6 protein-coding genes are annotated in these 23,221 nt (G+C 64.6%); 3 read left to right on the top strand and 3 right to left on the bottom strand.

From position 1 onward, the window contains the following. The first annotated feature begins 66 nt into the window (after positions 1–66). Both ACW11F_RS03130 and ACW11F_RS03125 read left to right on the top strand, forming a co-directional pair. The gene (locus ACW11F_RS03130; RefSeq protein ID WP_456995453.1) at positions 67–18,375 is read left to right on the top strand and encodes a leukotoxin LktA family filamentous adhesin; all 18,309 of its coding nucleotides are present in this window, start codon (positions 67–69) and stop codon (positions 18,373–18,375) included. Beyond that, positions 18,375–20,000, top strand: coding sequence for a ShlB/FhaC/HecB family hemolysin secretion/activation protein (locus tag ACW11F_RS03125; RefSeq protein WP_456995452.1), 1,626 nt, complete (start codon positions 18,375–18,377; stop codon positions 19,998–20,000). Before ACW11F_RS03130 ends, ACW11F_RS03125 begins: the two co-directional genes overlap by 1 nt. A 127-nt stretch (positions 20,001–20,127) precedes the next feature. On the opposite strand, the gene ACW11F_RS03120 is transcribed toward ACW11F_RS03125, so the two are convergent. Beyond that, positions 20,128–20,562 carry a hypothetical protein gene (locus ACW11F_RS03120; RefSeq protein WP_456995451.1) on the bottom strand — a complete coding sequence of 145 codons (435 nt, stop codon included), beginning with the start codon at positions 20,560–20,562 and terminating at the stop codon, positions 20,128–20,130. A gap of 38 nt (positions 20,563–20,600) precedes the next feature. On the opposite strand from ACW11F_RS03120, the gene ACW11F_RS03115 reads away from it, so the two are divergent. Further along, a complete protein-coding gene (locus tag ACW11F_RS03115) occupies positions 20,601–20,987 on the top strand; it encodes a hypothetical protein (RefSeq protein WP_456995450.1) in 387 nt (128 codons plus the stop codon). Positions 20,988–21,054: 67 nt separating this feature from the next. On the opposite strand, the gene ACW11F_RS03110 is transcribed toward ACW11F_RS03115, so the two are convergent. Together ACW11F_RS03110 and ACW11F_RS03105 are read right to left on the bottom strand one after the other, a co-directional pair. Then, a complete protein-coding gene (locus ACW11F_RS03110) occupies positions 21,055–22,368 on the bottom strand; it encodes a replication-associated recombination protein A (RefSeq protein ID WP_456995877.1) in 1,314 nt (437 codons plus the stop codon). A gap of 106 nt (positions 22,369–22,474) precedes the next feature. Continuing rightward, the gene (locus ACW11F_RS03105; RefSeq protein WP_456995449.1) at positions 22,475–23,191 is read right to left on the bottom strand and encodes a hypothetical protein; all 717 of its coding nucleotides are present in this window, start codon (positions 23,189–23,191) and stop codon (positions 22,475–22,477) included. Positions 23,192–23,221: the final 30 nt, after the last annotated feature.

Genomic DNA, 23,221 nt, shown 5'->3' with positions numbered 1-23,221 from the left:
TCCGGCGGCCGAAGCCCATGCCATCAATCCGCCAGCCGTATCGGCTGGCAACCCTCGGAGTTCGTCATGAACCGCATTGATTCGCAGATCCGTCCGCGCGCCACCCGTGATGGCGCCGCCAACAGCAAGCGACGCCTGCGTCCGGCAAGTCTGGCCCTCGCCATCGGTTCCGCACTGGGGCTCGTGGTGGTGCCGGTTGACACGCGAGCGGGTGAGGACGGCAGCTCGATCACGCGTGATGGGCGGACCGACAGCAAGGTTGAGCGTGTCGGCAGCGCAAATCGCTGGAAGGTCACCACCAAGACCATCCGCGATGCACGCGCAGGGCAGGTCGCATTCAACTCGTTCCGGGAGTTCGGGGTGGAAGCCGGTCAAACCGTCGACCTGATCCTGCCGAACAACACCGATGGCAAGCAGGTCAACAACCTGGTCAATCTGGTGTGGGATTCGAAGGCTTACATCAACGGCACTCTCAACGGTTTCCTGGCCGATGAAAAGACGGTCGGCGGGCGCGTGTTCTTCGTCGATCCGCATGGCGTGGTGGTCGGAAGTCAGGGTGTATTGAACGTCGGCTCGCTGTCCATTGCCACGCCGACTTCGAAGGTGATGGAGGACATGCTCACCGACGGTGCCGCACTGACCGGGCTGATGACCGGTACGCTCACCCCCGATCAGATCAGTCGCGACGGCGTGGTCAGCATCGCCGGCACCGTCAATGCCAGCAACGGCGTGCGCGTGCAGGCGAGGGTGGTGGATGTCACCGGTACCATTCTGGTGGCGCAGGCACCGGCGACGGGCCGCGATTCCGCTTCCAGCCTGCAGCGTCTGCAACCGGCGGTCAATCCCGGCGCCACGCCGGACGGCATGGAGCTGGTCGACGATGGCGGCAAGATCCAGCTGCGTGCGGCTGCGATCAGTGACACCGGCGCCGGACTGCGCAATGCCACCGCCACTGTCACCGTCGGTTGCGATGGCGGCATCACATGCGGGCCGAGCACGTTGCGTGCCGACGCCATCGAGCTCTCCGCGCTGGCCGTGGCCGATTCCAGCTATGAAAATCCGGACATGACGCCGGAAGGCATCGCCAACAACGTGCGCGCCACGCTGGAGGATGCCAGCCAGATCACCGGGCTGCTCAATGCCGCTGCCGAGCTGGGGCTGGAGCAGGGATTGAGCGGCCAGGTTGCCTTCCTGCACGTGGATACCACCGCGCGGGTCGAAGTCAAGGGCAACAGCCAGCTGCAGGCCTACGCCGGTGATGTCGCGCTGCATGCGGCGACGCGCCAGGTCATCGATACCTCGGCGGCCGGCAAGGCGTACGAAAAAGGGGAAGTGCCCGAGCTGGATGAGGATGGCAACCAGGTCGTCGACAAGGATGGCAAGCCGGTCACCAGGCCCAAAAAGCACACGCTCAGCCTGGGCGCGGCGTATGCGCAGGTCGATGCCACCACCGAGGCGATCATTCGCAGCGGTGCGCAGGTGGATGCCGGCGCGGGCGCGCTGACGGTCAAGGCCGATGCCGATACCAAGGTGGACGTGGCTGCGGAATCCTTTGCCACCAACAACACCGCATTGGGCTTTACCGCGGCAATCAGCAATGTCAACGTCAACACCAATGCGCTGGTGGAGGCTTCGTCGCAAGCCGTGGTCGCGGGTGCAGTCAATGTATCGGCAGTCAACAGCGCGGAACTGTCCACCTCGGCCACTGCACGTTCCGACCAGAACGGCAAGGTCGGCTTGGCCGGCGCAGTCAGCCTGCAGGACATCCAGGCCAATGCGGTGCTGGATCGCGGCGTGGTCGGCAGCAGCGGCATGTCCACTGGCGACGTGACCGTGCAAGCCGCCAGCATCGCACGCAGCAACAGCACGACCTCGCTGGTGGATGCACCGAAGAAGGGCGAGAAGGACCCCGACGAGGTCGAAGACAGCGGCGCTTCGGGCGGTGGACTGATGGACCTGGTGCAAGGCCTTGCCGGCAAGGGTATCGGCAAGGCCAGCAGCAAGCTCTCCGGCAGCGGAAGCGGCAGCGGAAGTGGCGGAAATGGGGGTGGTACCGACGACGCACCCTCGCCATTCCGCCTGGGTGGCGCGATCAGCTTCGTGCACGGCAATCATGGCGCCAATGCACGCATTGGCAATAACGTCAAGATCAGCAGCGTTGGCGACATTGTCGTCGATTCGCAAGTCATCGATGCGCAGATCGCCAACCACGCGCTGAGCAACATCCAGGGCAAGGGCAAGGGCCAGGACGGCACCGAGTTCAGCCTGTCCGGCGCCGTTTCCATCGCCCTGCTGGACCACGAAGCGGAGACGACCATCGGCGAAGATGCCGAACTGGGCGCCGCACGGATCGGCCTGAACTCGAATGTCACCCTGCCGCGTGACTTCAGCAAACTGCATGCGGCGAAGCCGAACTTCAGCAGCTTCGATGCGTTCAAGGACTCCATTTCTGCGGCGAAGAGCCTGATTTCGGACCCCTCCGACCTGTTCACCACGTACGGCTCGGCCAAGGGCTCGGCCGACAAGCTGGCCATCGGTGGCGTGGTCAGCTACTTCAAGGCACGCAACAGTGCGCGCACCGACGTTGCCAGCGGTGCTTCGCTCAGCACCAGCAACAACTCCGGGGGCGCGTGGAGTGCAAACCTGGACGGCGCAGACCAGGGCGGCAACGACCGCGTGCGTCAATTTGCCGCCGCGACGGCGATCCAGGCCAGCACCGACATCACGGCATTGCATGCCGCGGGCGACCTGGGCCTGACCCTGAAGCGGGTCAGCGTGGCCGATGGCGGCGCCGCGGTCGGCGGCAGTGTCGGCTATCTCGACTATCAGAACTCCGCCACCGCCATCGTCAATGATGGCGTCAGCATCGATACCAACGGCGGTGATCTCGCCATCGATGCACACAACAAGGAGTTCATCGTTTCGCTGGCCCTGCAGTCGGGGCAGGGCGGCAGCATCGGCGTCAACGGTACCGCCTCGGCGCTGGATCTGGACAGCCGCACGGTCGCCGGCCTGAGCAACCGGGCGCGCGTCGACTCTGGCAGCGTCGATCTGTCTGCCGAGGAAGACCTGTTCGTGTGGTCGGTGGCAGGGGCCGTCACCATGACCGACAGCATCTCCGTCGGCGCCAGCGTCGCTTATCAGCAGATGGACTCGGATACGGCCGCGTTCATCGGTGACATTCCGCAGGATCTGCGTACCGGATCGGCTGGCGGCACTGTCGGTCATGTCAACACCAGCGAGTTGAACGTGCATGCGACCACCGGCGGCCTCAGTGGCGCGGTGGCAGCGGCGGGCGCGATGGTCCGCAGCAAGTCGGCCAGCGAGCAACAGCAGCAGGATCAGTTGACCGAGAAGCAGAATGCCGAAAATCCGAGCTTCCATGCCGGCCTGCTCAAGCGTGCACAAGACAACAGCAAGCATCTGGACCAAATGGGAGCGGCAGCCTCCGAGGGCGGCAGCAGCAGCCTGGGTGGCTATTTCGACAAGGCCAAAGGCCTGCTCGGAGCAGGCGGGGGCCAAGGGGGCTCCGGCAAGGAGCTGCCGCAGCCAGCCGTGAGCATCGGTGTGGCCGGCAGCGCCACGGTCAATCGGGTGCGCCAGAACACCCGGGCCAGCATCGCCGGTGCCACCATCGGGGCATTGAGCGGCGCGCCCGCGGCGGTGGATGTCGCCGCCATCAACAAGGCGCTGCTGATCAGCATCAGCGGCGCGATTTCGATCGTCAACGCACAATCCGACAACTCCCAGGCCAGCGCCGCGATTGCCGCCGGGCTTGCCTATGGCGACGTGCGCAACGATACCGTTGCCGAGGTGCAGGACAGCACGATCAGCGACACCGCGGGCGTGGACATCACCGCGCGCAATGAAAACGAGCAGGTCAACGTGGGCCTGGGCGTGGGTGTCAACAAGTCGAAGGAAACCAGTGTGAGTGCGGCGGTTGCCGCGTCGGTCACCCTGGGCATGTCGCGCAATCGCACCGAGGCACGGTTGCAGGATTCGACCATCACCGGCAAGGGCGGCACCGATGCCGACCTGTCGCTGCATGCGGTCAATCGTTCACGCATCGCCAATGGCGGTGGTGCCCTGTATTTCGGCGGCAAGCAGGGTGTCGGCGCGGCGGTTACCTATGCCGACATTCGTGACACCGCGAACGCTTCGATCCTCGGCGGCAGCATCAGCGATGTGAACGATGTGACGGTCAGCGCCGCGGATGCTTCGCGGATCGTCGCGGCGGCTGCCAGCGGTGGCTATTCCGGCCAGACGGGCAGCATCGGCCTGGCCGGATCGGTGGTGGTCAACCAGGTTGCCAACGATACGGTCGCGCGCATTGCTGACGGGGCGCAGGTCAGCTTCAGTGGCAATCTGGAAGCGTTTGCAGGCACCGCCACGATCAGGCAAGTGCCCGGAACAGCCGGTGATTGCGATTCGCAGGCGCATGTCGACTATTGCGGCAGCGGCATTGGCGCTGTAGCGATCGATGCCAACATCGAAGCCAAGCCCGAGGCTGATGGCAAAGCCAACCGCGAGAATGAAGTTCAGGCGCTCGAGCGCAACCACGCCAAGAGCTCGATCATCGCCGTCGCCGGCATGCTGCAGGCCGCCGACAGCAATGCCGGCATCGCGTTCGGCTACAACACCATCGACAACACGCACGTGGTCGAAGTCAACGGCGCGACGCTGACCGCGACATCGACCGACGGCGGCCAGGGCCAGGTCAATCTTGTTGCCAACGACAGGTCGGACATACTCGCGTTCAGTGCCGGTATCGGCGTGGCCACCGGCAACTTCGCCGGCGTCGGCAGTGCCTCGTACAACGCGATAAGGAACAACACCGCAGTGCTGGTGGGTACCTCGCTTCCCGATGCCAGCGGCGCGGTGCAGCAGGCGCCGACCAGCATCGATGCACGTTCGCTGGCGCTGGACGCCAGCGACGATGCGTACATCGGTTCGCTCTCCGGTGCCGTCACCGTTGGCCAAAGCACCGCGGTGGGTGCCGCGTTGACCATCAACGAGATCGGCAACGACACGCAGGCAGTAGCCGATGACGCGGAACTGACCGTTGCCGAAGGTGACGTCAAGCTGCATGCGGCAAACCGCGCCCGCATCCTTTCCGGCGCAGTGGCTGCCGGCATGGCCGGCAACGTGGCGGTACAGGGTTCGGTGGCATGGAGCCGCATCGGCAACAACGCCGAGGCCATCCTCCGCGGGGGCAGTGTGGATGCGGGCGATCTGATGGTCGAGGCGGACAACACCTCGCGCATCCAGACCCTGACCGGCGGCGTTGCCGTGGGGCAGTCCGCGGTTGGAGCAGCGGTCAACATCGCGACCATCGGCGACAAAACAGTCGCCGGAATTGACGATGCACAGGTGCACGCCAGCGGCAGTGTGGATGTGGCGGCAACCGCCGACTCGGTCATCAAAACACTCGCCATTGCCGGCACCCATGCCGGCAACGCGGCGATCACCGTCAGCAACAGCACCAATCTGCTCAACACCACCACCGAAGCGCGCATCGCTGGCCTGCGCATGCTTGGCAAAGGCGCGACCGGTGATGTGCGCGTGCGCGCAGAAAATACCGGCAAGACCTATTCATTGGCCGGCAGCCTCGCGGCAAGCGGCAGCGCCGGCGTGGGCGCGGCCAGCAGCGTGAATTGCATCGGCACCCAAAGCTGTCTGGACGATCGCAACGACAACCCGTTCAACACGGGCGACAAGACACGTGCGGTCGTGGTTGATTCGCAACTGGACAACGTGAGTTCGCTGGCAATTTCCGCGGCATCCAGCAGTCTGATCCGCAGTGCCGCAATCGGTGGTGCCAGCGGTGGCTCCATCGGTGGAGCCGCCAGCGTCACCACCAATCTGATCAACTCCGACACCCTGGCCGAGCTGGTTGATACCAGCATCACCCGCAGCACGGACAGCGATGACAACGTGCTGACGGAGGCCGATGTCTCGGTGCAGGCCCGCGACAAGCGCCACATCGATTCCCTGGCCGGTGGTGCCGCCGGTGGTGGCACTGCCGGTTTGGGTGCGGCGGTGGCGTACAACGACATTGCCGGACACACCACGGCGCGCGTTGCCGGAGGTTCCAAGAAACGCGCCCTCGACGTGCGCCACCTGCTGGTCAGCGCCGATGCCGCCGGTACCGACGGCGGCAATCGCATCCGCACCGCCGCGACCGGTATCGGCCTCGGCGGTCAGGTCGGTGGTGCCGCTTCAGTGGCGGTCAACCGCATGCAAGGCCAGGTCAAGGCGACCATTGCCGATGGTGCCGACGTGGTGGCGCAGGGCAATATCGGCGTACTGGCTGCGCAGCAGCAGCACGTACAGGTGCTGGCCGGCAGCATCGGCGGGGGCTTCGCAGCCGGCGTCGGTGCCGGTACCGTGGTCAACCTGATCGAGGGCAGCACCGAGGCCAGCATCACCGGCGCCGATACCCGGGTCACTGCACTGGCGCTGGAGCCGGTCTCGCTGAACATCGACAGCGGCAAGCGTCTTCATGCCAATGCACTCAGCACCCGCGATTCCGCCGAAGATCTGGCCTTTGACTCTGCCGACCTGAAGACCGGCCTGCATCAGGTTCAGGGCTTGGCGGTCAATGCCAGCACCAAGCAACAGGTCGATACGCTGGGCTTCAGCGCAGCGGTCAGTGCCTCACCGATCTTCAGTGGCTCGCTGTCGGTGATGGCGGCGGTCAATCGTGTGGCCGGAAGCACCAAGGCGCTGATTCAAGATGCGCAGATCAACCAGTCCGGGCTGTACCTGGATAACCAAGGTGTCTCCCACAATCGGGCGTCGCTGTTCCAGAGCGTGGACGTGCGTGCCAGCCAGCATGTGGCCAGCAACAGCTATGTATTTGGCGTGGCTGGCGCTCCGGGTGTGTTCTCCGGGGCCGGGGCGGTCTCGACCAATCTGTTCGACGGCAATACCCAGGCGCGTGTGGAAAACGCCACCATCGATGCCGCCGACGCGGTCCACATCAATGCTGCAGCCAGCCACAATGCGTTGGCCATCGTGGTGGGTGCCTCCGCTGCGCTGGGCGTCGGATTTGCCGGCACAGGCGTGGTCAACCAGTTCGACAGCAACACCGAGGCCAGCCTGCTGGGCGGCAAGCTCCGGGCCAACAGCCTTGACGTGATCGCCAGCAGCGACAATGCCGGTGCGATGGTCGCGGGTACCGGCGCCGCAGGCGGTCTGGTCGGTATTGGTGGCGCGGCACTGGTCAATGTGTCCCGCTCCAGGACGCAGGCCCGCATTGGTCGGGATGATGATGCCAGCCGCGGCACCAATGTTTCGGTGCACGGCGCGCTGCAGGTGGATGCAGGCAGTGCCTCGCGCTTCCAGGGCACGGTCATCAGCGGTGCCGGTGCGGGTGCCGTAGGCCTCGCCGGCATGGCACAGGTGCATGTGGTGGAGAACGACACCCGTGCGCTGCTGACCAACAGCGTGGCGCGCAGCGGCTCGCTGGCGGTCAACGCACACGACGTGTTGCGCCTGAATGCCTATTCCGGCGCACTGGGTGTGGGCGTGTCGGCAGGCATCGGCATCGGTGCCGGTGCCTCGGTGGCGCTCCTTGGCAGCACGGTGCGCGCCGACATCGTCGACAGCAATACACGAAGCACCGGTACGACTCGGGTCAGTGCCAACTCCGACCGTGCGGTGGACATGGTCACCATGACCGCCGGTGCGGGTGGAAGCACCGGCATCGGCGGTGCAGCCGGTCTGTTGCTGGCCGGCTTGGACAAAGCAAATGACGATGAAAACAATGAGAACAGCCAGAAAGAGCTGGGCAGGACATTCGGCAAGCTGAACGAGATCGGCAACAGCGAGAAGATCGATGCCGCCACGCTCGGCGGCACCCTCGATGCGGATGCCATTGCCGCTTTGAATGGTCGTGGAAAGGTTGATCCCGGACAGTTGGAGGGCCGTGGCGACCTGGTAAAAGCCAGTGTCAGTGGCGGAGCCCTGCATGCCAACGCTCTCGAGATCGCCTCCAGCAGCTTGATGAGCAGCCGCAACATCGTCGGTGGATCCGGCGCAGGTGGCATCGTGGGCATAGGCGGTTCGTTCGGCATGAGTGCACTGTACGGAAGCACCTTGGCCGAATTGAACAGCGATGTGCCGGTGGTGGCCGACCGCGTCGAGGTGTCCGCGCAGGCCGGCAATGGCAGTGCGGGCGATGCGCTCGATGTCGATGCCTACGCCGGTGCCCTTGGCACGGTTGGCGTGGGTGCGGCGGTGGCCGTGGCGCGCCAGCAACAGGATGTCAAGGCGAAGGTGCGTGCCGACGTTGCCGGCGTGGCGCACCGTGAGGGTTTGCGTATCAGCGCGCTGGATGGCAGCAACATCGGCGCCCGCGCCAACGGCATGGCAGCAGGTGCCGCGGCGGTGGGCGTGGTGGTGGCCGATGCACGGCGAGCATCGGCCGTGGCCGCGCGTCTGGATGACGATGCCGATGTCACGGGCTTGAGCGGTATCGTCATCAAGGCGCAATCCTTGGGCGGCACGCGCGCCGATGCCGTGGGTGCAGCCGGTGGCGTGCTTGCCGGCGCCAGTGCAGCCATCGCAACGGCGGATGATGCCAGCACCGTCGACGCTGAAATCGGCGACAAGGCGAAGGTAACTCTCGCCGTCGACGGCATCCAGGTGCTGGCCGAGGCACAGCCGAACGTGGACGCCAGCGCCACCGGCGCCAGCGTGTCGAAGGGCGTTGCCGTGGGTGCAGCCGTGGCCAACGCCACGGCCTCCACCAAGGTCAATGCAAAGATCGGCGACAAGGCGAATTTCAACAATGTCGGCGAGATCACGATCAGCGCCGATGTACATGGCGGCGATGTCCTGGCCAAGGCCATCAGCGGCTCCGGCGGACTGTTCCTCAGCGGTGCAGGTGCGTTTGCCACGGCACAGGGCAACAACGTGGTGGCTGCCGGCATTGGCGCGGAGTCGAAGATCGTCAGCCCGCTTCGGCTGCAGCTCGATGCGGATGAGGGCAGCCTGCTGTCTTCGCGCAAGACCGGCGTGACCATCAACGCGCGCAACGACAGCAGCCAGCGTGCGCAGGCGAGCGGCGTGAGCCTGGGCGGTGTACTGGCCGTCGGCCTCATGAAGTCACATGCGCAGTCCGATGCCAAGACCAACTTGAACGTCGGCAACAAGGCCAATTGGAATACCGGCACAGTGGTACTCAGTGCCTCCGGGGCCGATGCCAACCATGCCGATGCGATCGCCGGCAGCGGTGGCGCGGTGGCCGGCAATGCCACCATCGCCAGCACCCATGCCGGCAACAAAACCAAGCTGGATATCGGCAGTGGTGGTGTATTCAAGGTGGGCAAACTGCTGGCCAGTGCCCGCCATGACACCGGCTATGGCAGCCGTGCCAACAGCAGCAGTGCCGGCGTGCTCAATGCCAGCGGTGCACTGGCCGAAAACGCCGCCAACTCGAATGTGGACCTGAAGCTGGGCGCGGGGACCAGGATTTCAGCCGATGGCGACGTCTGGTTGGTCACCGACAATGCCTTCAACAGCCTGCTCGTCGACGAGCTGGCTGCCAGCGCCGCCGGTGGCGGCGTGGCCACCGGCAACGCCTCCAGTGTTGTGACCACGCTGAAAGGTCACAGCAAGATTGATCTGGCAAACGATGCGAACATCAATACCGGCCTGGCACCCGACCACGGCAACTCCGGCCTGCTCAACATCCTGGCCAGCACCCACGCCAAAACCGATGACCGCGCCGGTCTGAGCACCGGCGGTGGCCTCAGCGTTGCCAAGGTGCATGCTTCGACGACCACCGCGTTCGAGAACGCGGTGGGTATCGGCGAGAAAGCCACGCTGGAAAGCACCTACATGCTCAACGTCGGCACGCTTGCCGACCTCAACATCCAGGCCAATGCATTGGTCAACACCTGGGGCGTGCTGGCCGCGGCGGGCGAAGCCGACGCCAAGGTCGACATCGGCCTGGAGCAGAATGTCACGCTGAAAAAAGATGCCACGCTGGAATCGCTGGACAACATGTTCGTGCTCGCCGGTGAAGATGGGCGCCGAGGCCAAAGCAGCCGCGTCACCGGCAATGCGATCGCGCTGGGGTACATCAAGGGCACGATCGCGATACCGAAGGCCACGGCGGAATCCAACATCAACAGCAACGCAAAGACCTCGCTTGACAGTGACAGCAAGCTGCTTGGTGCCCGTTTCGTATGGCTGGGCGCGCAGGCCGGGCATCTGCAGCGCAATGCCACCGGTACCGCCACCGGCTACGAAGTTGGCCTCATTCCGGTCACGCGCAATGACAGCAAGGGCATCAGCAAGGGCGCTGGCCATGTGCATCTGGACGGCACAGTGCTGGCCGGTCGCTACAACAAGCTCGACATCACCATCGATGCCGCCGGCAGGATGACCTCGAGCGGCAATGGCAGCGACACGATCGAGTTCGACAGCCGGCGTTGGGAAACCGGCACCCTGCTTGCCGCACTGCATGCACAGGGCAACTATGAATTTGATGCGGCAGCAGCCAAGACTCATTCCGGCGACACCTGGCAGTTCGGTACCCTGTACGCCTCCGGTGGCGACGTAACCCTCAACGCCGACACATTCAGCGGATCCGGCAGCATCACCGCCCGCGGCAAGCCGCAGATCACCGTCACCAACCACAGCAACGATCATGTGCTGTTCGGCGACATGCTGATTCCCGACTACAGCGGTGGCCGGATCCTGTTCACCGGTGGCACCACCGATGTCGGGGACATCGCCTTGCATGAGGCCTCCAACGAGGACGGGGGAAAGATCACGATCGACAACCTTGGTGGCATGGGCTCCTCGATTGCCACCGGTGGCACCATCTCCAATCCGGATGGTGCGGTGCGCATCCACAATGCCCAGGGAAGCATCTATGGCTGGGGTGACACCTCGGGCGAAACCGTCAGCATCAGCGCGCCCAACGGCGAGGTTGGCTACAAGGTCCGCGGCAACTGGTGGGGCAACAGCCCGGCCACGCTGTGGGCCAGGTACAGTCTGGCCAGCGACATTCGCAATGCCAACGATGCCGCCGCATACATCGCCAGCTGGCTGTACATAAACAGCGGCGAATACGTAGAAACTACCGACAAAACGGACGTCGATCCAAACAAACCTTCGCTGACCAACTGGCTGCTGTACCAGAACTCGGACAGCAGCAACAACAATGGCACCGGTTCGATTTTCGTGTACGGCGGTTGCTTCTATCGTGTCGACGAGAACAACTGCAACCTGAGCGACTTGCAACACCTTTACTACGATAATGGCGTGCAGTCGAAGTATGCCCACAAAAGCGAAAACTGGTGGCCGATCGTGTATGAGCGCACGATCCGTCGCTCCCTGACTTATCAACCCGGGGATGTGACACGCAACAGCGCGGGCAGCAATCCGGGCACCGGGCCAGGCATCGAGGCCGGCAGTGGCATCAAGATCACCGCCGGAGGGTTCCTCGACGTCAACGTGCCACTGCGCGCCGGCAAGGGCGTGGATTGGTCGGTGCGTCTGCTCTCGGAAAGCCGCTCCGGTAACCTGCGCACGCTCGAAGAGCAGGTGGACATCTGGAACGCGCAAGGTTCGGGTCTGTACACAGTGTCAGACGAATACCTTGAGGTGATCTCCGGGGGGGCAACCGCACGCAAGATCGTGCTGCAGTACAACGCAGCCACCGGTCAGTTCGAGACTCCCGACAAAATCGATGCCAATGGCGGCGGCGCGATCTACCTCGATGGCAAGATCGTCAGCACCACCACCAGCGGCTCGCTCAACGTGATCTCCGGGCGCGGCTCGGTGAAGATCGATACAAGCGCCATCAACGGCAAATCACTGGTGTTGCACGACATCACCGTGGGCAATGCCGCGCCCGGAGTGATCGAAATCACCGACCGACTCCAGAATACGCGCACCAAGTACGTGAGCAATGCGATCACCGGGAAGGTCACTGGCACCCGATGGGTCTTGACGGACAATGGCGATGCGGTCAATCCCGTGGATTTGGGCAGAAATACAGCCACGTACAACCCTGAAAAAGACTGGCGTGCGACATGGACCCAGACCGCCAGAATTCGCCGTGCCGACGCCAACCAGAATTGGTACTGGGCCGATGCCAACGGCAACCAGCTGGGTGATGGTCAACAGTGGACAACCAGCCAGGTTCGCTATGAGGAGGGTGCGAGTGCGCAGTTCGAATCCGAAATCACGAGCGCGGAATTCAGCTTCTTCCGTAGCACGAGCCCCGGGTATCGATGCGAGGGCACACACAAGCAGAGCCAGACCTGCGCGAAATTCCGTTTCGGCTTCCCGGCCAATGGTGTGTTCTGGGATGGTTCAGCCAATGCAAGCCGTACCGTGTGGCAGTACAGCACTCCGTTGCGCGGCACGCTGATCGTCACGAATACGGTCAAAGCCGACAACGCCATCGCCATCAACTTCCAAAGCAACAATCTCGGCGTGCTGGAAGTGACCAGTGACGGTGACCTGCTGCTCAATGGCGCGTTGCGCAACCGTGCCGGCACCACCAACCTCACCAGTCGATCCGGTGACATCCTGGCGTCGTCCAAGAACGCGAAAATCATCACCAACAGCCTGAATCTGGATGCCGCCGGCAAGATCGGCGAACTGGCCGGGGCAGGGCAGGGCGAGGCGCTGCGTCCGCTGGACGTGCAACTGGTGAGCTATACCGGCAGTAACAACGCACTGGTGCTGCCCGGCACGCTCATCGCGACTTCCGGTCGCGTCCGCGCCGGTGATATCGCGCTGAACGTGGAAACCACCGACAATGCCCCGTTGCAGGTGCGCCTGTCCGCAGGCAGCCGTGGCAATGTCTGGCTGAAGTCCAAGTACGACATCACCGGTATCGCCGGCGATGCGGTATCCATTGACGGTCGCGACCTGACCCTGTACAGCGAGTCGGGCGCCATCGGCAGCCTGAGCAAGCCGCTGGTGGTGGCCGGCCGCGAGGCGCCGCGTTCCGACGGAGTGTTGGAAGGTGGGTTGGTGCATGCGCGTGCGGCTTTCGACGTGGCGCTGACCGATACCGCCGGCGATTTGTGGGTGCAGCGGGTGAAGTCCGAACATGGCGACGTGCGTCTAGAAGCACGTGATGGCGCGATCTTCAGTGCCGCCCAGCGCGGCGCCACCAGCAGTCTCAGCGAAGAACAGCTGCAAAGCCTGCGCCAGAACCTGAAGTTGCAAGGCGGCGGCGCCGAGCAATCCATCCGCAGCTACGAAAACCGGGTCAACTCGGCTTATGCGGAATACTTCCAGTTGCTGGAAATGGGCACGGTGGTCGATGGCGTGTATCAGCCCGATGGCGACGCCATCACCCTGTTCCGCGCCACCGCCGAGGCTGCCGGTGGGGAACCCCTGGATGATGCCGGTGTGGCCGCCTGGCTGGCTGGCCGTTACCAGCAGCTGACCGGCGAAGTGTTCACCGAGGCCTTCGGTGAGAACTGGGCCAACGAAGCGGTGTTTGCTGCCGCCTTCAATCCGACCTATCGCTATCAGCTGCGCGACACCAGCGGCGACAGTGCCGCCCTTGCCGCACGCAAGACCGAGCTGGTCGGGTCAATGAGCGACGATGCGGTATGGACTGATGCACAACTGCGCTACGTGCTCAATGCCAATGCACTGGAGCCGTCTTCCGGTGTCTCCATCGACATCGATCCGGTGATTTCCGGTCGCAACGTGACGCTGGTGGCCAAGGGTGATCTGGGTCGCCTGGACAAGACCTTCGACCTGTCATTGGCCGACCTGCTGGCAGGCAATGTGGACCCCGAAACCGCGCTGGCCATGCTGCTGGCCACCACGCCGGGTGATGTGGAGCTGCTCGACGCCGCCGGCAAACCGCTCAGCCGGGAACAGATTGAAAACGGCGCGGTGGTGGTTTCCCTGCGCATCAACAGCACCTCCCCGGTGGTGGTGGAGGCCCTGGGCAAGCTGAACGGCGACATCGGGGGTGACACCTACCTGCACGGCACGACCGGTCTGGAGATCGACGTGTTCCGTGGCACCGGTAACGCTCGCATCGGCAGCGACGCCGACATCACCGGTCGCAGCAGTGGCACCCCGGCGATCAGCGTGGGCGGTGATCTCAGCATCAGTGCCGGTGGCAACATCAGCGGCTACGACAACCGGCCGTTGCTGGTACAGATCAACCGCACGCTGCTGCTGGCCAATGCCGGCCAGAACCTGGCGCTTTCGCAAGCCAGCGGCGACCTGCGCGTAGGTATCGCCAGCGGCAACGAGGAGGTCACCCTCAAAGTGGGCTCCGGCAGCCTGCTGTCGTACCTGGACGAGGTGGTGGCGGTGACCGGCCGCAATCTGCGCCTGGATGTGCGCGACGACATTCGCAGCGAAGACGGTGGGCGCCTGGCACTGCGCATTCTCGACAATGGCCAGCTTGATGCCGAGGCGGGTCGTGACATCAGGATTTCCAGCGATGGTGACCTGCCGGTGGACAAGCTGGCCGCCGGGCGTGACCTGGACGTGCTGGTCGCCAATGGCAGCCTGAGTGGCGACACCCTGCAGGCCGGTGGCGATGTGAAGGTGCTGGCGCGCGAGGGCATCACCGTGCAGCGCGTGTTGGCGGGTGGCAAAGCCGACCTCAATGCCCCCATGGGCGATATCGCCATCGAAGCGTTGCTGGACGCGGCCAACGTGAATCTGGTCGCCGGCGCCAATCTGTCCCTTGGCAATGCCAAGGTGGATGATCACCTGAACCTGTTCGCGGTCGATGCCATCAAACTGCGCGATGACGCCGTCGTCGATGTCGGCAACAGCGTCAGTGCTCGCGGCGCATCGCTGGCGATGGGCAACAGGAGCCAGCTGCTTGCGGGGCATGACATTGCAGTCAATGTCGATGACGACATCGAGCTGGGCAACCTGACGATCACCGGCAACGCCGTCGACGCCAGGATCACACTCGATGCCGGTGGCGGCATCCACGGCAACGGTGATGACACCATCCACATCAACGGTGGCAGCAACGTGCAGGCCAGCCTGCAAGCCGGTACCGGTATCGGCAGCGCAGCCCAGCCGCTGCAGGTCGATGTCGGCAAGCTGACGCTTGCCCGCACCACCCAAGGCGACTTGTTCCTGCATCTGCCCAATGGCGGTGAGGCTGACGACATCGATGCGCAGGACGGCGACGTCACCCTGAGTTCCGATGCGCTGCTCGTCTTCGATCGCGTCAATGCCACCGGCCATGTGCGCATTGAGGCCGACAGCCTGCAAGGCAATACCGCCACCGCCGGCGACAGCTTGCATGCGACCACGAACGGTGCCATGACCTTGGGTACGATCAGCAGCGGCGGCGACGCGCTGTTGAGCAGTGGTGCAACCCTGAGCCTGACCCAGGGCGCCATCGGCGGCAATGCCACGCTGGACAGCCGCGATGCCATGACCGTCGATACGCTGGCGGTGACGGGCGATGCGGGCCTGAACAGCGGCAGCACCCTGGACCTGACCCAGGGCACTGTCGGCGGCAATGCCACGCTGGACAGCCGCGATGCCATGACCGTCGATACGCTGGTGGTGACGGGCGATGCGGGCCTGAACAGCGGCAGCACCCTGGACCTGACCCAGGGCACTGTCGGTGGCAATGCCACGCTGGACAGCCGCGATGCCATGACCGTCGGTACGCTGGCGGTGACGGGTGATGCCAAGTTGGATGCCGGCACCCGTCTGACGGCCGACACCCTGACCATCGATGGTCAGCTGGTGATGGACAGCGGCGCGGCGATGGTCGTGACCACGGCCGAGGTCGGCGGCGATGCGACCCTGACCAGCCTCGGCACCCTGGACCTGACCCAAGGCACCATCGGCGGCAATGCCACGCTGGACAGCCGCGATGCCATGACCGTCGATACGCTGGTGGTGACGGGCGATGCGGGCCTGAACAGCGGCAGCACCCTGGACCTGACCCAGGGCACTGTCGGTGGCAATGCCACGCTGGACAGCCGCGATGCCATGACCGTCGGTACGCTGGCGGTGACGGGCGATGCGGGTCTGAACAGCGGCAGCACCCTGGACCTGACCCAGGGCACCGTCGGCGGCAATGCCACGCTGGACGCCAGCGATGCCATGACCGTCGGTACGCTGGCGGTGACGGGTGATGCCAAGTTGGATTCCGGCACCCGTCTGGCGGCCGAAACCCTGACCATCGATGGTCAGTTGGTGATGGACAGCGGCGCGGCGATGGCCGTGACCACGGCCAAGGTCCGCGCTGATGCGACCCTGACCAGCCTCGGCACCCTGGATCTGACCCAGGGCACCATCGGTGGCAATGCCACGCTGGACAGTCGCGATGCCATGAGCGTCGGCACGCTGGCGGTGACGGGCGATGCGGGCCTGAACAGCGGCAGCACACTGGATCTGACCCAAGGCACCGTCGGCGGCAATGCCACGCTGGACAGCCGCGATGCCATGACCGTCGGTACGCTGGCGGTGACGGGCGATGCGGGTCTGAACAGCGGCAGCACCCTGGACCTGACTCAGGGCACCGTCGGCGGCAATGCCACGCTGGACGCCAGCGATGCCATGACCGTCGGTACGCTGGCGGTGACGGGTGATGCCAAGTTGGATGCCGGCACCCGTCTGGCGGCCGAAACCCTGACCATCGATGGTCAGCTGGAGATGGACAGCGGCGCGGCGATGGCTGTGACCACGGCCAAGGTCGGCGCTGATGCGACCCTGACCAGCCTCGGCACCCTGGATCTGACCCAGGGCACTGTCGGTGGCAATGCCACGCTGGACAGCCGCGATGCCATGACCGTCGGCACGCTGGCGGTGACGGGCGATGCGGGTCTGAACAGCGGCAGCACACTGGACCTGACCCAGGGCACCGTCGGCGGCAATGCCACGCTGGACGCCAGCGGCGACATGGGCATTGGCACGTTGCAAGTCACCCGCAATGCGAAGCTGGACAGTGCAGGTGCGCTGACTGCGGGCTCGGTGTCCACCGGCGAGCAGTTGGACGCCGACGCAGTGGTCGCAATCACCGCCGACGACTTGCGCTCGGGTACCGACATGACCTTGCATTCGAACGGAGACGTGAGTGTGAAGGTGCTGGATGCAGGCACCCTGGCCATCATCGACAGTGGCCGCGATATCACCCTTGGACAGGCCACGTCGGGTACCGACATGCGCTTGACGGCGGCGCAGGCCATTCGAGTCGAACAGGCGGATATCGGAGTCGATGGCGATTGGGTTGCGGGCACCGACCTGGAGGCCGAAACGGTTAGCGCCGGCTGCAACTTCAAGGGCGATGCCGGTGGCCGGATTCGTATCGGTGACTTGCAGGCGGGTTGTGGAATCCGCCTGGCATCCGGAGACACGCTCTCGTTCAGGGCACTGGTGGCCGGTGGCGATATCGTCCTGATCTCCCGTCGCAAGGATGTCCTGGGTGGCAGCGCCGATGCCGGCGCCTCGATCACCGTGGATGCGGCGCGCAACATTGCCATCGAGCAGGCAGACGCAGGACATGACCTGCGCGGCGACAGTGGCGGCAGCCAGTCGTGGGGCCGTTACCAGGTTGGCGCGGATGCCGAACTGCTGGCGGGTGGCGACGTCGACATCGGAAGCGGCATCACCGGTGGCGCACAATCGATCATCAGTGGTGGCAGCATCCGCTTTGACCGCGTGCAGGCCGGATCCACGGCGACGATGGACGCGCAGGGTGGCTCGCTGTCGGGCACTGCATTCAAGGCGGTATCCGGCGACCTGGCAGCACGCGATCATTTGCAACTGGGCAGCGGTGAGGTGGATACGCGCCTGACGCTGGCTGCGGACACCGTGCAGGCGCATGTGACCCAGTCCGAACAGGGCGATGGCCCATTGACCATGGAGCTGACCGGCTATCAGGACGGCATCGCGCGTCGAGTGGTGGTGGAAGTGGACCCGCGCGACGCGTGGCTGCTGGAACGCCTGAAGGCGGTGGAAGCCGAGCTGGTTTCCAGCGTTGGCAAGGTGGATGTCGTCGAAGGTCATATCGGTGAAACCATGACCCTGAACACCCCGCAGATGCGTGTGTTGATGGACAACACCAGTCCGTTGCTGAAGCCGGTCGACGTGCAGCTGACGCAGCTGGACAAGGATTTCCGACTCAGCATCAACGGCGTGTACATGGATACCGATGCCTACGTCGTGCGCTTTGCAGACGGCTTCCGGGTGACCAGCCCCAACTACAACCGCGACCATGCCGACAGTGCGCTGGACTACCTGGGCGAAAGCGCCGTGCGCTACACCGGCCGGATGTTGCAGACCGAGCCGGATGAGCGTGAAGAGAAGCGCAAGCTGCTGAAAGAAAAGGATATCGAAGTGATTACCAGCAAACCTGGTGCCGTCAATACCGGAGCAAACAACTGATGCGTGAGGTGCAATTGAAACGATGCCGGCAGCTGGTGCTTGGCTGCGGACTGTTCCCGGTACTGGCCGTGGCACAGTCCGCCGCTACCCAGCAAGGGCAGGGCGTGCAGCGCATCGACGAGTACTACGAGCAACGTCGGCAGATCCAGCCTCAGCCGGCCGAAGCGGATCCGGTACAGCAACCCGCGCCACCGGACCCGGCCACGCTGCCAGCGGAGGCGAGTACCCGCTTTCGGCTCAACGATGTGCGATTCACCGCGTCCGAACTGCTCCCTCCCGACGCCCTGGAGGAGATCCGCACACGGCATGTCGGTCGCGATGTGTCATTGGCGGACCTGAACACCATCGTGGATGAAGTCAATGCGCTGTACGAAGCGCGCGGCATCAACACCGCAAGGGCCTTGCTGCGCGAGCAATCCATCGAGGATGGCGTGGTCGAATTGACCTTGGTGGAAGGGCGCCTGGGGAAAATGGAAGTGACCGGCGAGACTCACGTCCCCATCGCCTTCGTGCAGCGACGCATCCATCAGCGCGAAGGCGAAATCGTGCAGGCCGATCGCTTGCGGGATGACCTGGTTTACCTGAATCGAACCAGTGACCTGCAGGTCCGGGCATTGCTCAGTCCGGGTCAGCAGCCCGGGCAGACCGACATCACCTTGCTGGCGGAAGTGCCGGCCCGTCGCAGCTGGGGCGTGTTCATCGACAACGCCGGTATCGAGTCCACCGGGCGCGAGCGCCTCGGCGTGCAGGGGCAGTTCTGGGGCCTGGCCGGAGTCAATGATTTGCTGTCCGGATCGATTGCGCATTCCCGTGGCGGACTGGAGGGCAGGGTGTCCTACTCGGGCCTGATCAACCGCCGCAACGGCCGTCTCGGGGTGAACATCATCCGCAACCAGATCAACATCATCGACGGTGCCTATGTTGACCTGGAAATCACCGGCCAATCGACTTCATACGGCTTCGATTACGTGCAACCCTGGATCGCCAGCCAGAATTGGCTGTTTTCCACCGTGGCCAGCGTTTCCCGCGGCACGTCGACCACGGACATTGCCGGTCAGCGTGTCTCGGACATCACTTCCACCACAATTTCGGTCGGGCTGAACACGAGCTACCGCGCAGACGGTTACGAATGGACCTTCTACCAGGGCTTCTCCAACATCAACGCCGATGAAACCCTTGCCGAGGGCAGCAGATTCACCACCGCCAATGGCGCCACCAGCTGGACCCAGCGATTGGGTGGCACCGGTTTGCTGGCACGCGCACAACTGGGCTGGCAGTTCTCCAGCGGCGACTTCCTGCCGTCCAGCAATCTGTTCCAGGTGGGCGGAATTGGCAGCGTTCGCGGCTACGTGCGCGGCGCCTTGTCTGGCGTGAAAGGCTATTTCGGAAGCATCGAGCTGCACCGGCCTTACCGGGGCAACCATGACATCTATGCGTTTTACGATCACGGATCGGTTCGTGGCGACTATCCGGAGTCGGCCAGCATCAGCAGCATCGGGCTGGGTCTGACAGGCCAGTTTGCGCGTCGCTACAGCTACAGCCTGGACATCGGCCATCCGCTGGATACCGTGCTGCGAGACCAGGACAGCATCCGCGCCGATTTCCGCCTCAGTGCGCGCTGGTGACACCCCGCGGCAGGCACTTGTAAACTTTACATAATAAACATTATGCGAAGTGAAGTTTCCCCATGGAGGGTGTTCTGAACTGGTCTTCTGGCTGGCATGTCTCTCCTCCGGCAAATCTGCCCTTCTCTCAGCGTGGAACCCGGCAGCGTACCGGCTGGTGCTCGCTGTCATTGACCTGCTGCCATCCGTTTCGTGTCTTTTCGATGGCATAACCCTCCGAGCACGCATAGCCGAGTTGTCCCGACTCGCGGGTGAGCAGATCCGGCAACAGCAGGATCCTGCGTGACATCGGCACGCGGTCGCGCCGTGAAATCGCCACGACTTCGATGCTTTCGCAGAAATGGCGCAAACCCGGATGCGGGTTCTGCTCGCATTGCAGCGGCGTGGTCGTGCGTGGCTGGCGACCGTAATGCTTGATATCGGCCGGCTTGTGCTGAGCCCATGCCAGCGGACTTACGACCAGCAAACCGGTGATGATCAGTGCTTTCATGCAACACCCCTGTACGCCGCCGACGGGCGCGGCTTGCACATCATGGCCGGTTGCGGGTATCAGTGCCAGCATGACTGCGGTCGCATGCCGCGACCACGAATTCGAGACTCATGCCCGACCGCTACGGTTCCCATCCGCCATTGCGTCGCGTGCGTTCCAGCACAAGCCATGACAAATGGCTTGCCGCGGTTCTGGCGCTGGTCGCGGTGGTGATCCTTTCCAATTCGCTGTGGTTCTACAACTGGCGGGTTCGCGCAGTGGCTCACCACGAGGAGGTCGAAGCGCTACGTCGCGAGCATGCGCGGGAACGCGCGGACATGGTGGCGAGCATCGATGTCATGCCGCAGTTGCGCTCCGGTCCACGGCAGGCTCCCGTGTCGGCAAATGCGCGGCGCGGCATGCGCCAGCCGATCGCCGGTGAAGAGTGTCGTGGCGGCGTGATCTTCCGACGCAATGGGAACATGCTCGAATCGAGCGGCGAGCGCTGCGGCTATTGAGCCGTCTCTTGGCATGAGGTATGAAGCGTGAGTTGCGCCGAAGGCGTCCCCAGCTCCGTGGCGGCTGTCAGTCCGTCGTGCCTTGGTTGCGCGCGGCTTCGCGCGCGCTGCGCAGGGCATCGAGTTTTTCCTTCAGCTTGATCTCCATCCCACGCGCGACGGGCTGGTAGTACACGCGCTCGCCCATGGCATCGGGAAAGCCGGTCTGCTCCAGTGCGATGCCGCCGTCGGCGTCATGGTCGTACTGGTAGCCCTTGCCGTAGCCCAGGTCCTTCATCAGCCGGGTCGGTGCGTTGCGGATATGCATCGGCACCTCCTGGGTGCCATATTCGCGCACATCGCGCACGGCCTGCTTGTAGGCCATGTAGGCGGCATTGGATTTGGCGGTACTGGCGAGATAGATCACCACCTGGGCCAAGGCCAGCTCGCCCTCGGGCGAGCCGAGCCGGTCGTAGGCATCCCAGGCTTCGGTCGCCATCGCCAGCGCGCGCGGATCGGCCAGGCCAATGTCCTCGACCGCCATGCGGGTCAGGCGCCGGGCCAGGTAGATCGGGTCGCAGCCGCCGTCGAGCATGCGTGCGAACCAGTACAGCGCGGCATCCGGGTTGGAACTGCGCACGGACTTGTGCAGCGCGCTGATCTGGTCATAGAACTGCTCGCCACCCTTGTCGAAGCGGCGGCTGCGGTCGGCCAGCACCTGCTCGATAAGCTCGCGCCCGACCGGCCGGTCTGCATCCACGCTGCCCTCGCCCACCAGTTGGGCGGCGATTTCCAGCAGGGTCAGCGCGCGACGCACATCGCCATCGGCAGCCGCGGCAATCGCCTGCAGATCCTCGTCGGCAATCCGGATGCCGCGCCCGCCGTGGCCACGTTCCGCGTCTTCCAGTGCGCGCTGCAAGGCCTGGCGGATGTCCTCGGCGGCGACCGCTTCCATCACGTGCACGCGGCAGCGCGAGAGCAAGGCCGAATTGAGCTCGAACGACGGGTTTTCCGTGGTCGCGCCGATGAACAGGATGGTGCCGCGCTCGATATGCGGCAGGAAGGCATCCTGTTGCACCTTGTTGAAGCGATGCACCTCGTCCACGAACAGCACGGTGCGGCGACCGGAATGGAAACGCTGCTCGGCTTCGGCCAGCACCTTGCGCACTTCGGGCAGGCCGGACATCACCGCGGAGATCGCGATGAACTCGGCATCGGCATACTGCGCCAGCAACAGCGCCAGCGTGGTCTTGCCGCAACCGGGCGGGCCCCACAGCACCATCGAATGCACGCGGCCGGCCTCGATCGCCCGGCGCAGCGCACTGCCCTGCCCCAGCAAGCGGCGCTGGCCGACCATCTCGTCAAGGCTGCGCGGTCGCATGCGCTCGGCCAGCGGGCGCATGGCATCGGCATCGCCGGTGGCGAGCAGATCGGCGGTCAACGGTGGGGAGTCGGGACGTCTGGCCACGCGTCAAGTATCGGCGATCGCTGCCGTCCTGCGAAGCCGCTCAAGGGGCCGGCATCGCGGCGGCGCCGAGTTCGCAATCCACGCGCAGCCAGCGGCGACTGGCCGGGTCGTACAGCCCGTCCACGGCGGCGGCGGCATGCTGATCGCGGTCGAAGCGTGCACTGCCTTCGGCCAGCACGCGCTGGTAACGCGTGCCGGTCGAGCTCAGGCGCACGTCGGCCAGGTTCAGTGCCACGTGCTGCTGCGGGAACTCGCGCGCCAAGCGCGCTTCGGCCTCGCGGCGCAGTTCTTCGGCCAGCGGATCATTCTCGTCCAGTCGAGAGGCGGTACGGTCGTGGGCGCCCAGGGTGACGCGGGCCCAGCTGGCACTGCCGGTCTGGGTGTCGTACAGGCTGACATAGCGGAACGGCAGCCAGTCCACATCGTCGCCGATCTTCAGCAGGCCACTGCCTTCAGCTTCGCGATCACGCGCGCTGACCTCTTCAAGCACCAGGGTCTGGATGCGGATCTCCACGCGCGAATCATCGAACTGCTCGCGCAACATGCCGAGCACCGCACCGGCGATGGAGATTTCCGCCGCTTCCAGGCCCTGTTCACGGCTCAGCGGCTGCGCATGGGCGCGGATCGGCTGGGCACTGACCACTTCGATGCCGTCGTTGCGGTCCACACCCGCCACCGGTGCACTGCCCTGCCCCATGCCGAGGCTGAGCGCGGCAAGGCCAAGGGCCGTGGTAAGCAGCGGTGCGAAGCGATCCATGGGCGGATTGGGCGTGGAGAAACGAATTGC

The organism is Luteimonas sp. e5 (assembly GCF_054031035.1).
The sequence above is the reverse complement of the archived record's forward strand: the minus strand, read 5'-3'. Positions and strand labels throughout refer to the sequence as shown.

Bases quoted from the DNA above. Each gene is read 5' to 3' on its own strand.
- ACW11F_RS03105 (WP_456995449.1), bottom strand. From the start codon at position 23,191: ATGGATCGCTTCGCACCGCTGCTTACCACGGCCCTTGGCCTTGCCGCG.
- ACW11F_RS03120 (WP_456995451.1), bottom strand. From the start codon at position 20,562: ATGCTGGCACTGATACCCGCAACCGGCCATGATGTGCAAGCCGCGCCC.
- ACW11F_RS03125 (WP_456995452.1), top strand. From the start codon at position 18,375: ATGCGTGAGGTGCAATTGAAACGATGCCGGCAGCTGGTGCTTGGCTGC.
- ACW11F_RS03130 (WP_456995453.1), top strand. From the start codon at position 67: ATGAACCGCATTGATTCGCAGATCCGTCCGCGCGCCACCCGTGATGGC.
- ACW11F_RS03110 (WP_456995877.1), bottom strand. From the start codon at position 22,368: ATGCGCCCGCTGGCCGAGCGCATGCGACCGCGCAGCCTTGACGAGATG.
- ACW11F_RS03115 (WP_456995450.1), top strand. From the start codon at position 20,601: ATGCCCGACCGCTACGGTTCCCATCCGCCATTGCGTCGCGTGCGTTCC.